Here is a 14,811-nt window from a genome sequence, read left to right as displayed (position 1 = left end):
AGTGTCCCTGATCGCTTCTGACCACTTCCGCATCGTTGTCGGCCTCGGCAAGAGCGGCATGTCCCTGGTTCGCTTCCTGGCGAACCGGGGTGTGTCGTTTGCTGTGGCCGATACGCGGGAAAATCCACCTGAGCTGGCCACGCTGCGTCGTGACTACCCGCAGGTGGACGTGCGTTGTGGCGAGCTGGATGTCGAGTTCCTGTGCCGCGCCGACGAGCTCTACGTGAGCCCCGGCCTTGCGCTGGCGACCCCGGCCTTGCAGGCCGCCGCCGCCCGTGGCGTGAAGTTGTCCGGTGACATCGAGTTGTTCGCCCGTCACGCCAAGGCGCCGATCATCGCCATCAGCGGTTCCAACGCAAAAAGCACGGTCACCACCCTGGTGGGTGAAATGGCCGAGGCGGCCGGTAAGCGGGTTGCCGTGGGTGGCAACCTCGGCACTCCGGCGCTGGATCTGCTCAGTGATGACGTCGAGCTGTACGTGATGGAACTGTCGAGTTTCCAGCTCGAAACCACCGACCACCTGGGCGCCGAAGTGGCAACCGTGCTCAACATCAGCGAAGACCACATGGACCGCTACAGCGGCCTGCCGGCCTATCACCTGGCCAAGCACCGGATCTTTCGCGGGGCCCGGCAGTTTGTGGTCAACCGTCAGGACGCCTTGAGCCGTCCGCTGATGGGTGAGGGGCAACCGTGCTGGACCTTCGGCCTGGGCCAGCCGGATTTCAAAGGCTTCGGGCTGCGGGAAGAGAACGGCGAGAAATACCTGGCTTTCGAATTCCAGAACCTGATGCCGGTGCGCGAACTGAAGATTCGCGGTGCCCACAACCAGGCCAACGCCCTGGCGGCCCTGGCCCTGGGACATGCGGTCGGTCTGCCGTTCGACGCCATGTTGTCGGCCCTGCGCACCTTCGCCGGCCTCGAGCACCGCTGCCAATGGGTTCGCGATCTTGACGGCGTGGCCTGGTACAACGATTCCAAGGCCACCAACGTTGGCGCCGCTCTGGCTGCCATCGAGGGCCTGGGCGCAGACATCGACGGCAAGCTCGTGCTGATCGCCGGCGGTGACGGCAAGGGCGCCGACTTCAAGGACCTGCGCGATCCGGTGGCGGCCAACTGCCGTGCCGTGGTGCTGCTGGGCCGTGACCGCGAATTGATCGCCCAGGCCCTCGGCGACGGTGTACCGCAGGTTCGCGTTGCTTCGCTGGACGAAGCGGTGCAGCAATGCCGCGCCCTCGCACAACCGGGCGATGCCGTACTGTTGTCGCCAGCGTGCGCCAGTTTCGACATGTTCAAGAACTACGAAGAGCGCGGGCAACTGTTCGCCCGGGCCGTGGGGGACTTGGCATGAACCTGATGAACATCATCAAGCCATACCCGTCCCCGCTGATCACCGGGCGCGGTATCGACCTGGATTTCCCGATGCTCGTCGGTTGCCTGGCGCTGCTGGGCCTGGGCCTGGTGATGATCACTTCCGCGTCGTCGGAAGTGGCTGCCGTGCAATCGGGCAACACCCTTTATCACATGATTCGTCACCTGATTTACCTGGTGATCGGCCTGGTCGCGTGCATTGTCACCATGATGGTGCCGATCGCCACCTGGCAACGCCTTGGCTGGATGATGTTGCTCGGTGCCTTTGGCTTGTTGGTGATGGTGCTGTTGCCGGGCATCGGTCGCGAGGTCAACGGCTCGATGCGCTGGATCGGCTTCAGCTTCTTCAACGTACAGCCTTCGGAAATCGCCAAAGTCTTCGTGGTGATCTACCTCGCCGGGTATCTGGTGCGTCGCCAGAAAGAAGTGCGCGAGAGCTGGATGGGCTTTTTCAAGCCGTTCATTGTGTTGCTGCCAATGGCCGGCCTGCTGCTGATGGAACCGGACTTCGGCGCCACGGTGGTGATGATGGGCGCAGCGGCGGCGATGTTGTTCCTCGGCGGTGTCGGGTTGTTTCGCTTCACCCTGATGGTGGCGCTGGCGGTCGGCGCGGTGACGGTGCTGGTGCAGGCGCAACCGTACCGGATGGCGCGTCTGATCACCTTTACCGACCCGTGGGCCGACCAGTTCGGTTCCGGCTATCAATTGACCCAGGCCCTGATCGCCTTCGGTCGCGGCGAATGGCTGGGCGTAGGCCTGGGCAACAGCGTGCAAAAGCAGTTCTACCTGCCCGAAGCCCATACCGACTTCGTGTTCTCGGTATTGGCCGAGGAACTGGGCGTGGTCGGTTCGCTGCTCACCGTCGCGCTGTTCGTCTTCGTCTGTGTGCGCGGCATGTACATCGGTTTGTGGGCCGAGCGGGCCAAGCAGTATTTCGCCGCGTACGTGGCGTATGGCTTGTCGTTCCTGTGGATCGGTCAGTTCCTGATCAACATCGGCGTGAACGTCGGCCTGTTGCCAACCAAAGGCCTGACGCTGCCGTTCCTCAGTTACGGCGGCAGCTCCCTGGTGATTTGCTGTGCCTGTCTGGGCTTGTTGCTGCGCATCGAATGGGAGAGTCGAACCCACCTGGGCAGCGAAGAGATGGAATTCCAGGAGAGCGACTTCGCCGAGGAGCCGACTCATGGGCGCTAACGTGCTGATCATGGCGGGCGGAACCGGTGGACATGTGTTCCCGGCGTTGGCCTGTGCCCGGGAGTTCCAGGCGCGTGGTTACACCGTGCACTGGCTGGGCACCCCACGGGGCATCGAGAACGAGCTGGTGCCCGCCGCCGGCCTGGAGCTGCACCGGATCAACGCCAGCGGCTTGCGGGGCAAAGGCAAGTTGTCGCTGCTCAAGGCGCCGTTGATGCTGCTCAAGTCGATCTGGCAGGCCCGGGCGATCATCCGTCGGTTGCGGCCGGTATGCGTGGTGGGCTTTGGTGGTTATGTGACCGGTCCTGGCGGTGTTGCGGCGAAACTGGCCGGTGTACCGGTCATCGTTCACGAGCAGAACGCCGTGGCCGGTACCGCCAATCGGTTACTGGTGCCGTTGGCCGCTCGAGTCTGTGAAGCCTTTCCCGACACCTTTACCCTGTCGGGCAGTCGTCGCACCACCGGTAATCCGGTGCGGACCGAGCTGTTCCTCGATACACCGCGCCCGGCCCTGGCCGGACGCAAGGCGCGTTTGCTGATCCTGGGCGGAAGCCTGGGAGCGGAGCCGTTGAACAAATTGCTGCCCGAAGCCCTGTCGCAGGTCGCTCCCGAACTGCGGCCCGAGGTATTTCACCAGGCCGGCAAAAATCACGATGAAGTCACCGCCGAGCGCTATCGCGCCGCAGGCGTCGAGGCGCAAGTGCAGCCTTTCATCAAAGACATGGCCCAAGCCTATGGCTGGGCCGACCTGGTGGTCTGCCGCGCTGGCGCGTTGACCATCAGCGAACTGGCTGCCGCCGGTCTGCCCTCGATGCTGGTGCCTTTGCCCCACGCCATCGACGACCACCAGACCCGCAACGCCGATTATTTGGCCCGTGAAGGCGCTGCCTTCCTGATGCCGCAAAGAACGACTGGTGCCGCGGATCTTGCCGCGCGCCTGACAGAGGTTTTGATGCAGCCGCAAACAATCGAAGACATGGCCCGCGCCGCCCGTCGCCTGGCCAAACCCGACGCCACGGCCCAAGTGGTCGATACCTGCCTGGAGGTGGCCCATGGTTGAGAATCGCAAAGCCATGCCGCAACCGGAAATGCGCCGTATCCGCCGCATCCATTTCGTCGGTATCGGCGGCGTGGGCATGTGCGGGATCGCCGAAGTGTTGCTGAACCTGGGCTATGACGTTTCCGGTTCCGACCTGAAAGCCTCGCCAGTCACCGAGCGCCTGGAATCCTTTGGCGCGCAGATTTTCATCGGCCACCGTTCCGAGAACGCCGCCAACGCTGATGTGCTGGTGGTCTCCAGTGCCGTGAACACCTCCAACCCGGAAGTCGCGACCGCCCTGGAGCGGCGCATTCCCGTGGTGCCACGCGCCGAGATGCTGGCCGAGCTGATGCGTTACCGCCACGGCATCGCCGTTGCCGGTACCCACGGCAAAACCACTACCACCAGCCTGATCGCCTCGGTGTTCGCCGCTGGTGGTCTGGATCCGACCTTCGTGATCGGCGGTCGTCTGAATGCCGCGGGCACCAATGCCCAGCTGGGCACCAGTCGATACCTGATCGCCGAAGCCGACGAAAGCGATGCGAGCTTCTTGCACCTGCAGCCGTTGGTGGCCGTGGTCACCAACATCGACGCCGACCACATGGCGACCTACGACGGTGACTTCAACAAACTGAAGAAAACCTTCGTCGAGTTCCTGCACAACCTGCCGTTCTACGGTTTGGCGGTGGTGTGCCTGGACGATCCGGTGGTGCGCGAGATCCTGCCGCTGATCAAGCGTCCGACTGTGACCTACGGGTTTGGCGAAGAGGCCGACGTGCGCGCCATCAACGTGCGCCAGAAGGGCATGCAAACGTTCTTCACCGTGCTGCGCCCTGATCGCGAGCCGCTGGATGTGTCGGTGAACATGCCGGGCAACCACAACGTGCTCAATGCACTGGCCACCATTTGCATCGCCACCGACGAAGGCGTCAGCGACGAAGCCATTGTCCAGGGCCTGTCCGGGTTCCAGGGCGTGGGTCGACGCTTCCAGGTCTATGGCGAACTGCCAGTGGACGGCGGCAACGTGATGCTGGTGGACGACTACGGCCATCACCCGACCGAAGTCGCGGCGGTGATCAAGGCCGTGCGCGGTGGCTGGCCGGAGCGGCGCCTGGTGATGGTCTACCAGCCGCACCGCTACAGCCGTACCCGTGACCTGTACGACGATTTTGTCCAGGTATTGGCCGACGCCAACGTGCTGCTGCTGATGGAAGTCTATCCGGCCGGCGAAGAGCCGATCCCGGGTGCCGACAGCCGTCAGCTGTGCCACAGCATTCGCCAGCGCGGTCAGTTGGACCCGATCTACATCGAACGCGGCGTGGACCTCGCACCGCTGGTCAAGCCGCTGCTGCGCGCCGGCGACATCCTGCTGTGCCAAGGCGCCGGTGACATCGGTGGCCTGGCCCCGAAATTACTGAAAAGTCCGTTATTCGCCGGGGCAATCGTGGCATCCAGCGAGGGGAAACTGAAATGACTGCTGCCTACGCCACCCTGGTTTCGACCCTGGACCCGAAAGCCTTCGGCCGCGTCGCCGTGCTGTTCGGCGGCAAGAGCGCCGAGCGCGAAGTGTCTCTCAAGTCTGGCAACGCCGTGCTGCAAGCCCTGCAAAGCGCCGGTGTCGACGCGTTCGGCATCGACGTAGGCGACGACTTTTTGCAGCGCCTGCTGAACGAAAAAATCGACCGCGCGTTCATCATTCTGCATGGCCGCGGCGGCGAAGACGGCAGCATGCAGGGCCTGCTCGAATGCCTGGGTATCCCCTACACCGGTAGCGGCATCCTGGCGTCTGCCTTGGCGATGGACAAACTGCGCACCAAGCAGGTCTGGCACAGCCTCGGCATTCCTACGCCCCGTCACGCCGTGCTGGCCTGCGAGGCCGATTGTATTTCGGCGGCCACGGAACTGGGCTTCCCTTTGATCGTCAAACCGGCCCATGAAGGTTCAAGTATCGGCATGGCGAAAGTGACTTCGCTGCCTGAGTTGACCGCGGCATGGAAAGACGCCAGTTCCTACGATTCGCAAGTGTTGGTCGAGCAGTGGATCACCGGTCCCGAGTTCACCATCGCCACCCTGCGTGACCAGGTGTTGCCCCCGATTGCCCTGGGCACGCCGCACACGTTCTACGACTACGACGCCAAGTACGTGGCCAATGACACCCAGTACCGCATTCCATGCGGGCTGGACAGCGCCAAGGAAAAACAACTGATGGACCTCACGGCCAAGGCCTGTGAGGCGCTGGGTATTGCCGGTTGGGGCCGGGCGGACGTGATGCAGGACGCCGACGGGCAGTTCTGGTTCCTGGAAGTCAACACCGCCCCAGGCATGACCGATCACAGCCTGGTACCGATGGCGGCCCGTGCCGCCGGCCTGGATTTCCAGCAACTGGTGCTGTCGATCCTGGCCGCCAGTGTCGGCTCTCAAGAGCCAAGAGGTTAAGCATGCAAGGCGCATCGCTTCGTCATCAGCCATCCGCACCCGGTCGCAAGCCGGTGCAGCGGGGTGCCAGCCGAATGGTGGCCAAAGAGCCGATGTCGGCGCGCCTGCCGAAAGCCAACTTTGGTTTTCTCAAGAGTCTGTTCTGGCCGGTGTTGTTGGTGGTGCTGGGGTTCGGGACGTACGAAGGGGCCCAGCGTCTGCTGCCTTACGCGGACCGGCCGATCGCGCGGATCAATGTACAGGGCGACTTGAGTTACATCAGCCAGCAAGCGGTGCAGCAGCGGATCGCCCCATTTGTGGCGTCGAGCTTCTTCACCATCGACCTGGCAGGCATGCGCAAGGAACTGGAGCAGATGCCCTGGATCGCCCATGCCGAAGTACGGCGGGTATGGCCTGACCAGGTATCGATCCGCCTGGAAGAGCAACTGCCCGTGGCCCGCTGGGGAGACGAGTCGCTGTTGAACAACCAGGGCCAGGCGTTCACGCCTCGGGAGCTGGCCAACTACGAACATTTGCCACAACTGTTCGGTCCTCAGCGGGCCCAGCAGAAAGTAATGCAGCAGTACCAGGTGTTGAGTCAGATGTTGCGGCCGCTGGGCTTCTCCATTGCGCGCCTGGAGTTGCGTGAACGCGGCAGCTGGTTCCTGACCACTGGCGCGGGCAGCTCGGGGCCGGGCATCGAGCTGCTGCTCGGGCGCGGCAACCAGGTGGAAAAGATGCGCCGCTTCATTGCCATCTATGACAAGACGCTCAAAGACCAGATTACGAACATCGCGCGCATCGATCTGCGCTACGCCAACGGCCTGGCTGTTGGCTGGCGGGAACCTGTAGCGCCCACGACGGCTGAACCCGCCGTCGCGAAGAATTAAGAAGAGGCAGGACCCATGGCAAACGTGCAAAGCGGAAAAATGATCGTCGGTCTGGATATCGGCACTTCCAAGGTGGTTGCGCTGGTAGGCGAGGTCGCGGACGACGGCACGCTGGTCATCGTCGGGATCGGTACCCATCCGTCCCGTGGCTTGAAAAAAGGCGTGGTGGTGAACATCGAGTCCACCGTGCAATCGATCCAGCGCGCCATTGAAGAAGCGCAGCTGATGGCCGGTTGCCGGATCCACTCGGCGTTCGTCGGCGTGGCGGGCAATCACATTCGCAGCCTGAACTCCCACGGCATCGTGGCGATTCGTGACCGTGAAGTCAGCTCCGCCGACCTTGAGCGTGTGCTCGACGCGGCGCAGGCCGTGGCGATCCCGGCCGACCAGCGTGTGCTGCACACCCTGCCGCAGGACTACGTGATCGATAACCAGGAAGGCGTACGTGAGCCCCTGGGCATGTCCGGCGTGCGCCTGGAAGCCAAGGTCCACGTGGTGACCTGCGCCGTGAACGCTGCGCAGAACATCGAGAAATGCGTGCGCCGCTGCGGCCTGGAAATCGACGACATCATCCTTGAGCAACTGGCCTCGGCCTACTCGGTACTGACCGACGACGAGAAAGAACTGGGCGTGTGCCTGGTGGACATCGGCGGCGGCACCACCGACATCGCGATCTTCACCGAAGGCGCCATCCGCCACACGGCGGTGATCCCGATTGCCGGTGACCAGGTGACCAATGACATCGCCATGGCCTTGCGCACGCCGACCCAGTACGCCGAAGAAATCAAGATCCGCTACGCCTGCGCCCTGGCGAAACTGGCCGGTGCCGGTGAAACCATCAAAGTGCCAAGCGTTGGCGAGCGTCCTCCGCGCGAGTTGTCCCGCCAGGCTTTGGCCGAAGTGGTCGAACCGCGTTACGACGAGCTGTTCACGCTGATCCAGGCTGAGCTGCGTCGCAGTGGCTACGAAGACCTGATCCCGGCCGGCATCGTGCTGACCGGCGGTACGTCGAAGATGGAAGGCGCGGTCGAGCTGGCCGAAGAGATTTTCCACATGCCGGTGCGCCTGGGCGTGCCCCATGGCGTCAAGGGCCTGGATGACGTGGTCCGCAACCCGATTTACTCCACCGGCGTAGGCCTGTTGATGTACGGCCTGCAGAAGCAGTCCGACGGGGTTTCGTTCTCGGGCATCGGCAGCCGCGACAGCTACAACAGCGACGAGCCGAAGGCACCGCTGTTCGAGCGGCTCCAGGCTTGGGTCAAAGGTAATTTTTAGCGACAAGTTTCAAGCTTCAAGCGGCAAGCTTGCAGCTTAAGGCTTGCAACTTGCCACTGAAGACGCAGTAGGCGAAAAAACTAGAGAATGTAAGGAGAGGGAAAATGTTTGAACTCGTAGACAACATCCCCGCTAGCCCGGTTATCAAAGTAATCGGAGTCGGCGGTGGCGGCGGCAACGCTGTCAACCACATGGTCAAGAGCAACATTGAAGGCGTTGAATTCATCTGCGCCAACACTGATGCCCAGGCGCTGAAATCCATCGGCGCGCGGACCATCCTGCAACTGGGCACCGGCGTGACCAAAGGTCTGGGCGCTGGCGCCAACCCTGAAGTCGGTCGTCAGGCCGCTCTCGAAGACCGCGAACGCATTGCCGAAGTCCTGCAGGGCACCAACATGGTGTTCATCACCACGGGCATGGGCGGCGGTACCGGTACCGGTGCGGCGCCGATCATTGCCGAAGTGGCCAAGGAAATGGGGATCCTCACCGTTGCGGTGGTGACTCGTCCGTTCCCGTTCGAAGGCCGCAAGCGCATGCAGATCGCCGACGAAGGCATCCGTCTGTTGTCTGAAAGCGTCGACTCGTTGATCACCATTCCCAACGAGAAGCTGCTGACCATCCTCGGTAAAGACGCCAGCCTCTTGTCGGCTTTCGCCAAGGCTGACGATGTACTGGCCGGTGCCGTTCGCGGTATCTCCGACATCATCAAGCGTCCGGGCATGATCAACGTCGACTTCGCCGACGTACGGACTGTCATGAGCGAAATGGGCATGGCGATGATGGGCACTGGCTGCGCCAGCGGTCCGAACCGTGCACGCGAGGCCACCGAAGCGGCCATTCGCAACCCGTTGCTCGAAGACGTGAACCTGCAAGGTGCACGCGGCATCCTGGTGAACATCACCGCCGGCCCTGACCTGTCCCTGGGTGAGTACTCCGACGTGGGTAGCATCATCGAAGCCTTCGCTTCCGAGCACGCGATGGTCAAGGTCGGTACCGTTATCGATCCGGACATGCGCGACGAGTTGCACGTTACCGTGGTTGCCACCGGTCTGGGCGCGAAAATCGAGAAACCTGTGAAGGTCATCGACAATACCGTTCACACCTCCATGGCTTCGCAACCGCAACAACAAGTGTCTTCCCGTCAGGAAGCACCTGCGGTGAATTACCGTGACCTGGACCGTCCGACCGTCATGCGCAACCAGGCCCAGGCCGGTGCTGCGACTGCCGCGAAGATGAATCCGCAAGACGATCTGGATTACCTGGACATCCCGGCATTCCTGCGTCGTCAGGCCGATTGATGAAATGTATCAGGGGGATACGGGTGATTGGTGTTCAGCAAAGGTCTGGTCTGCTATTATCGCCAGCCTTTGTTGATACCAGTTCGCAATTTGCGCTGAAGCGGCCCATGCCATGATTAAACAACGCACCCTGAAGAATATTATCCGTGCCACAGGTGTCGGCTTGCACTCCGGTGAGAAGGTCTACCTGACCCTCAAGCCCGCGCCTATCGATACCGGCATCGTGTTTTGTCGTGCCGACCTCGACCCTGTGGTGCAGATTCCTGCTCGCGCGGAAAACGTTGGTGAAACCACTATGTCGACCACACTGGTCAACGGTGACACCAAAGTGGACACGGTGGAGCATTTGCTCTCGGCCATGGCTGGCCTGGGCATCGATAACGCCTACGTCGAGCTCTCCGCGTCCGAAGTCCCGATCATGGATGGCAGTGCCGGACCCTTCGTATTCCTGATTCAATCGGCTGGCCTGGAAGAGCAGGACGCAGCCAAGAAGTTCATCCGTATCCTGCGGGAAGTGACAGTGGAAGATGGCGACAAACGCGCCACTTTCGTCCCTTTCGAAGGTTTCAAGGTGAGCTTCGAGATCGATTTCGATCACCCGGTTTTCCGTGACCGCACCCAGAGTGCAAGCGTGGATTTTTCCAGCACTTCGTTCGTAAAAGAAGTCAGCCGCGCCCGTACCTTTGGTTTCATGAGTGACATCGAGTACCTGCGCAAGCACAACCTCGCACTCGGCGGCAGTGTTGAAAACGCGATCGTGGTCGATTCCGATGGCGTGTTGAACGAGGACGGCCTTCGTTATGAAGACGAATTCGTCAAGCACAAGATTCTCGATGCAATCGGCGACCTCTACCTGCTGGGCAATAGCCTGATTGGTGAGTTCAAAGGCTTCAAGTCTGGCCACGCACTGAACAACCAACTGCTGCGCAAGTTGATTGAGCAAAAAGATGCTTGGGAAGTCGTGACGTTCGAAGACGCCAGCACCGCACCAATCTCTTACATGCGCCCTGTAGCGGCCGTGTAAGCATAAAAACCTCTCTAGTTTTTAAAGGCTGCCTTCGGGTGGCCTTTTTTTATGGCTGTTTTCTGGGACGTCTGTGGCGACAGGGGGTAATGCTGTTTTTTGGGTTGGGTTGGTTGGGGGTACATATCCGTTGCAGTGGTAACGGCGGCTTAGGGTTCCGCCCTTACGGCGGCTCACTTTTGAGGGCCCGCGGCTAACCCGAGGCGGCCTTATAGCCGACCTGGTTCTCTCGGTCGTACACCCATCAGACCTGTGGGAGCAAAGCTTGCTCGCGATGGGGCCAGTCAGCTCAACTTCCATGTGACTGAACCATCGCCGTCGCGAGCAAGCCCGCTCCCACAGGGGAAACGCGGTGTCACCAGGAACCAGATCGGCTATCAGGCCGGGTTAGCCGCGGGCCCTTCGCGGCGGCCCGCGGAGCAATGCCTGCGTTCAGGCATGCCGAGCCTAGGCGAGGCACCAAGTGGTGGGACAGAAGCGCTTTGGTTACTTTCGCCTGGGCCGGCATTCCGGCTTTCGAAAGTGACCCGCCATCAGGGCGGAACCCTAAGCCGCCGTTACCACTGCAACGGATATACACACCAACCAAGCGCTATAAAAAAACAGCCACAGAGGCTGAGGGCATTACATCGCGCAAACCACACGATTGCGCCCACTGGCCTTGGCCTGGTACAGCGCCTTATCGGCGGCGAGCAAGAGTTGCTCGAGTTCGCCATACGGCCCTTGGGCCCAGGTGGCAATGCCAATGCTGACGGTCATGGGCGCTGCGCCGGGAATGATGGGGGGTATCTGCTCCACGGCCTCACGGATGTTCTGGGCCATGGTAAAAGCGCCGGCGGTGGTGGTTTCCGGCAGTACCACCGAGAACTCCTCACCGCCGTAGCGCGCTGCCAGATCGGCCGGTCGACGGACATGCGTGCCGATCAACTGCGCCAGGGTGCGCAAGGCCTCATCACCACTTGGGTGGCCATGGTGATCGTTGAATGCCTTGAAGTGATCGGCATCGATCATCATGACTGACAGCGGTTGGCCCGAGCGCTGGGCCCGCAGCCATTCCTGTTGCAGCGTTTCGTCCAGAGTCCGGCGGTTGGCCAGGCCCGTCAGCGAGTCGACGGACGCCAGTTGCGCCAGTTCCCGTTCAGCATTGTGGCGCCGCCTCAGTTCATGACACAGCAGCCAGGTGAGCCAGAGCAAGCCGATGCACAATGCCCCCGTAGCGCCGCTGACCAGCATCGCCGTACGTTTCCAAGAGGCGAAGACCTCATCGGAGGAGAGCGCCACCACAACGATCAACGGCAAGTCGCCCACTTGGGAAAACGTGTACAGGCGCTGCGCCTGATCAAGGCTGGAGACACTGGTGAAGCTGCCGTTGCCTTCGCGCAGGATGCGCATGAAGTTCGCGCGTTTGCTGAAATCCTTGCCGATCAGGTCTTCGGCCAAGGGCGGTTCTTGTGCCAATAGAAAACCGTCGCTGCTGACCAGGTTGACCGAGCCGCCATGACCGATGTTCAGGCTCTTGAACAGTTGGCTGAAGTAACTCAAGCGCATCGCCGCCTCGGCTACCCCCAAAAACTCGCCTCGTTCGTTACTCAGCCGATGGCTGAAACTGATACGCCAATCCTGCTCTGCATTTCTGGAGCGGAACGGACGGCTGATTTTCATGCCCAGGCTTGGGTCATGGACGTGGGGCTTGAAATACTCCCGATCGGCATAATTGCCTTTGCGCGGTTCGATCGAGGCGGAGTCGGCGATCACATTACCGTGTTTGTCCAATAACAAGATTTCGCCTTTATAGGGCGCGGCGGTGGAGCGGTCGAACAGGGCCAAGTGGCGAATTGTCGGAGAAACGTCTCCCATGTCGTCGCGTTTGATCGCGCTGATCAGGCCTTGCAGCGACAGTTCGTACAGCTCGACATTGCGCAGCACGTCGGCATCGATCAATTGCACGATATTGTTCGCCGCCCGTGTTGCCGCTTGGCGAGCACTGGCATGTTCGCGAATCAGCAGGAAGGTCACGATGCTCAGAATGGCAAATACAACCAGCGAGCTGGCAAGTACCAGTACCCGTTCCGAGCGTATCGAAAACGGGGTGATGCCGGGTGTCGCACTACTCACACTCATGGTTCCGATGTCTGCATTGTCATATGGCGATCCGCCCCAGGGCTGCTCATTGTGTAAATCCCGGGCAACTGACTGGTATCAGACAAATGCTGGCCTTTTGCAAGATTGTGCGTGGACCGCCTAAATAGGGCAATCCACCTAACGGCTTATTTCAAGCCGGCAAACGGATTCCGAAGGTATTGGCTCCGTGGTCACTGCGTACGAATACATCCCCGCCATGCATCAGCGCGATAGCCTTGACGATGGCCAGCCCCAGGCCGTGGTTGGCCCCACTGTTGCTGCGGGAGGCATCGACCCGGTAGAACCGTTCGAACAGGCGTGGCAGATGTTCGTCGGTAATCGGTTCTCCGGGGTTGGTGACGCCGAGGCTGACCTGGTCACCAAGGGCTTCAATGCACACCTCGATGACTTGCCCTGGCGCGGTGTGTTGCACAGCGTTGCTCAACAGGTTGATCAGTGCTCGGCGCAGGTGAGCGATCTCGATCTTGGCTTGGGCATCGCCGCTGACCCGGACCTGGACCTGAGCGTCTTCGAGGATGAAGTCCAGGTAGTCGAGGGTGGTCGCTACTTCGCCGGCCAGGGAGGTGCTGGTGAGTTCAGTGGCTTTGCTGCCCTGGTCGGCGCTGGCGAGGAACAGCATGTCGTTGATGATCGAGCGCAGTCGCTCCAGCTCTTCGAGATTCGATTGCAGCACCTCGAAGTAATGCTCGGCCGAGCGCCCACGGGTCAGCGCCACCTGGGTCTGGCCGATCAGGTTGGTCAGGGGCGAGCGCAGTTCATGGGCGACATCGGCGTTGAACGACTCCAACCGTGAATACGCCTGTTCGACCCGGTCGAGGGTGGCGTTGAAGGAACTGACGAATTGACTGAGCTCCGGCGGCAAAGGTGACATCTGCAAGCGCCCGGACAGGCGGGGCGGGGTCAGGCGTTGGGCTTCATCGGACAGCCTGATCAGCGGCTTGAGACCGATGCGCGCCACCCAGTAGCCCAGCAGGGAAGCCAGGATCACCCCGACAATCGCCAGGCTCACCAGCGCCACCAGCAAATGGTGCTGGGTCTGGTAGAACGTTTCGGTGTCGATGCCGATCATGAAGCGCAGCGGTGGACGCTGGTCCTTGGCCGGGAACTGGCTTACGAGCACTTTCATCGGGTATTGCTGCTCCGTCAGTTTCAGGTCGCGCTTGCCCAGCGGACCTTCGGCGAAGGCGCGGATCTGCGGGGCGGGGTTGCCATATTCAAAGCGCGGATCGCCGCTGACGATCCAGAAGCGGATGCGCTTGTCTTCCTGGCCCAGCAACCGCAGCTTGTTATTGATTTTTACCCAGTGTTCGGGCGTGCCGTAGCGGCCAACCGTGGACTCGAGCACGCTGTAGCGCGCATCGAGTTCGGCTTCCGGCAACAGGCCCAGGCCCTTTTCGACTTGCTGGTACAAGGCTCCGCCGATCAACAGGAACACCAGCGCCGCCACCAGCGTGAACATGCCGCTCAGGCGCAGGGCGATACTGTCAGGGACGGTCATTGTCTGTTCTCCAGCACATACCCCATCCCACGGATCGTGTGCAGCAATTTCTGTTCGAACGGCCCGTCGAGCTTGGCCCGCAGGCGTTTGATCGCCACTTCTACCACGTTGGCGTCGCTGTCGAAGTTGATGTCCCAGACCATTTCGGCAATGGCGGTTTTCGACAGTATTTCGCCCTGGCGGCGCGCCAGGACGCTGAGCAGCGAAAACTCCTTGGCGGTCAGGTCCAGGCGTTGGCCTGCGCGGGTGGCCTTGCGGCTGATCAGGTCGACCCACAGGTCGGCGATGCTGACCTGCACCGGTTCATGGCCGCCGCTGCGGCGGGTCAGGGCTTGCAGGCGGGCTACCAGTTCCAGAAAGGAGAAGGGTTTGCCCAGGTAGTCATCGGCGCCGTCGCGCAGCCCCCTGATGCGGTCTTCGACCCGTTCGCGGGCGGTGAGCATGATAACCGGTGTCTGCTTGCGGGCGCGCAGGGCACGCAGTACGCCGAAGCCGTCCAGGCCAGGCAGCATCACGTCAAGCACGATCACGGCGTAATCGCTTTCCAGCGCCAGGTGCAGCCCCTCGACGCCGTCCGGCGCCACGTCCACGTTGTAGCCCTGTTCGGTCAGGCCGCGATGCAGATAGTCCGCGGTTTTTTCTTCGTCTTCGATGATCAGAACGCGCAT

12 protein-coding genes are annotated in these 14,811 nt (G+C 61.6%); 9 read left to right on the top strand and 3 right to left on the bottom strand.

The features are described from left to right. Nucleotide 1: 1 nt before the first annotated feature. From murD to lpxC, 9 genes are all read left to right on the top strand, one after another. Nucleotides 2-1,348 carry a UDP-N-acetylmuramoyl-L-alanine--D-glutamate ligase gene (gene murD / locus MA884_RS11515; RefSeq protein ID WP_256230638.1) on the top strand — a complete coding sequence of 449 codons (1,347 nt, stop codon included), beginning with the start codon at nucleotides 2-4 and terminating at the stop codon, nucleotides 1,346-1,348. After that, on the top strand, nucleotides 1,345-2,562 hold the full coding sequence (ftsW, locus tag MA884_RS11510; RefSeq protein WP_371134766.1) for a putative lipid II flippase FtsW: 1,218 nt from the start codon (nucleotides 1,345-1,347) through the stop codon (nucleotides 2,560-2,562). Before murD ends, ftsW begins: the two co-directional genes overlap by 4 nt. Continuing rightward, the gene (murG, locus tag MA884_RS11505; protein WP_092393787.1) at nucleotides 2,552-3,622 is read left to right on the top strand and encodes an undecaprenyldiphospho-muramoylpentapeptide beta-N-acetylglucosaminyltransferase; all 1,071 of its coding nucleotides are present in this window, start codon (nucleotides 2,552-2,554) and stop codon (nucleotides 3,620-3,622) included. The genes ftsW and murG overlap by 11 nt, the downstream gene beginning before the upstream one ends. Continuing rightward, entirely contained in the window at nucleotides 3,615-5,075 is a 1,461-nt protein-coding gene (gene murC / locus MA884_RS11500) for a UDP-N-acetylmuramate--L-alanine ligase (RefSeq protein ID WP_256230637.1), read from the top strand. Before murG ends, murC begins: the two co-directional genes overlap by 8 nt. Beyond that, complete coding sequence (locus MA884_RS11495; RefSeq protein WP_256230636.1) at nucleotides 5,072-6,037, top strand: D-alanine--D-alanine ligase; 966 nt, start codon at nucleotides 5,072-5,074, stop codon at nucleotides 6,035-6,037. Before murC ends, MA884_RS11495 begins: the two co-directional genes overlap by 4 nt. A 2-nt stretch (nucleotides 6,038-6,039) precedes the next feature. After that, on the top strand, nucleotides 6,040-6,906 hold the full coding sequence (locus tag MA884_RS11490; RefSeq protein WP_256230635.1) for a cell division protein FtsQ/DivIB: 867 nt from the start codon (nucleotides 6,040-6,042) through the stop codon (nucleotides 6,904-6,906). A gap of 15 nt (nucleotides 6,907-6,921) precedes the next feature. Further along, a complete protein-coding gene (gene ftsA / locus MA884_RS11485) occupies nucleotides 6,922-8,181 on the top strand; it encodes a cell division protein FtsA (RefSeq protein WP_076383614.1) in 1,260 nt (419 codons plus the stop codon). A gap of 104 nt (nucleotides 8,182-8,285) precedes the next feature. Further along, nucleotides 8,286-9,479, top strand: coding sequence for a cell division protein FtsZ (ftsZ, locus tag MA884_RS11480; RefSeq protein WP_256230634.1), 1,194 nt, complete (start codon nucleotides 8,286-8,288; stop codon nucleotides 9,477-9,479). Nucleotides 9,480-9,591: 112 nt separating this feature from the next. Beyond that, nucleotides 9,592-10,503: a UDP-3-O-acyl-N-acetylglucosamine deacetylase gene (lpxC, locus tag MA884_RS11475; RefSeq protein ID WP_003178240.1), complete on the top strand. Its 912-nt coding sequence runs from the start codon at nucleotides 9,592-9,594 to the stop codon at nucleotides 10,501-10,503. 624 nt (nucleotides 10,504-11,127) lie between these two features. On the opposite strand, the gene MA884_RS11470 is transcribed toward lpxC, so the two are convergent. The 3 genes from MA884_RS11470 to MA884_RS11460 all read right to left on the bottom strand — a co-directional run bounded on the left by MA884_RS11470 (nucleotide 11,128) and on the right by MA884_RS11460 (nucleotide 14,811). Beyond that, nucleotides 11,128-12,624: a sensor domain-containing diguanylate cyclase gene (locus MA884_RS11470; protein ID WP_256230633.1), complete on the bottom strand. Its 1,497-nt coding sequence runs from the start codon at nucleotides 12,622-12,624 to the stop codon at nucleotides 11,128-11,130. Nucleotides 12,625-12,775: 151 nt separating this feature from the next. Further along, entirely contained in the window at nucleotides 12,776-14,143 is a 1,368-nt protein-coding gene (locus MA884_RS11465; RefSeq protein ID WP_256230632.1) for a heavy metal sensor histidine kinase, read from the bottom strand. Then, nucleotides 14,140-14,811, bottom strand: coding sequence for a heavy metal response regulator transcription factor (locus tag MA884_RS11460; RefSeq protein ID WP_256230631.1), 672 nt, complete (start codon nucleotides 14,809-14,811; stop codon nucleotides 14,140-14,142). The genes MA884_RS11465 and MA884_RS11460 overlap by 4 nt, the downstream gene beginning before the upstream one ends.

Origin of the sequence: Pseudomonas sp. Q11 (assembly GCF_024494355.1) — a bacterium.
Lineage (GTDB): Bacteria > Pseudomonadota > Gammaproteobacteria > Pseudomonadales > Pseudomonadaceae > Aquipseudomonas > Aquipseudomonas hefeiensis.
Note: the sequence above shows the minus strand (reverse complement) of the source record. Positions and strands in the feature narration are given on the sequence as shown.

What these genes read in the sequence shown, in the direction of transcription:
- ftsW (WP_371134766.1), top strand. Translation starts at nt 1,345, where the DNA reads ATGAACCTGATGAACATCATCAAGCCATACCCGTCCCCGCTGATCACC.
- murG (WP_092393787.1), top strand. Translation starts at nt 2,552, where the DNA reads ATGGGCGCTAACGTGCTGATCATGGCGGGCGGAACCGGTGGACATGTG.
- murC (WP_256230637.1), top strand. Translation starts at nt 3,615, where the DNA reads ATGGTTGAGAATCGCAAAGCCATGCCGCAACCGGAAATGCGCCGTATC.
- MA884_RS11495 (WP_256230636.1), top strand. Translation starts at nt 5,072, where the DNA reads ATGACTGCTGCCTACGCCACCCTGGTTTCGACCCTGGACCCGAAAGCC.
- MA884_RS11490 (WP_256230635.1), top strand. Translation starts at nt 6,040, where the DNA reads ATGCAAGGCGCATCGCTTCGTCATCAGCCATCCGCACCCGGTCGCAAG.
- ftsA (WP_076383614.1), top strand. Translation starts at nt 6,922, where the DNA reads ATGGCAAACGTGCAAAGCGGAAAAATGATCGTCGGTCTGGATATCGGC.
- ftsZ (WP_256230634.1), top strand. Translation starts at nt 8,286, where the DNA reads ATGTTTGAACTCGTAGACAACATCCCCGCTAGCCCGGTTATCAAAGTA.
- lpxC (WP_003178240.1), top strand. Translation starts at nt 9,592, where the DNA reads ATGATTAAACAACGCACCCTGAAGAATATTATCCGTGCCACAGGTGTC.
- MA884_RS11470 (WP_256230633.1), bottom strand. Translation starts at nt 12,624, where the DNA reads ATGAGTGTGAGTAGTGCGACACCCGGCATCACCCCGTTTTCGATACGC.
- MA884_RS11465 (WP_256230632.1), bottom strand. Translation starts at nt 14,143, where the DNA reads ATGACCGTCCCTGACAGTATCGCCCTGCGCCTGAGCGGCATGTTCACG.
- MA884_RS11460 (WP_256230631.1), bottom strand. Translation starts at nt 14,811, where the DNA reads ATGCGCGTTCTGATCATCGAAGACGAAGAAAAAACCGCGGACTATCTG.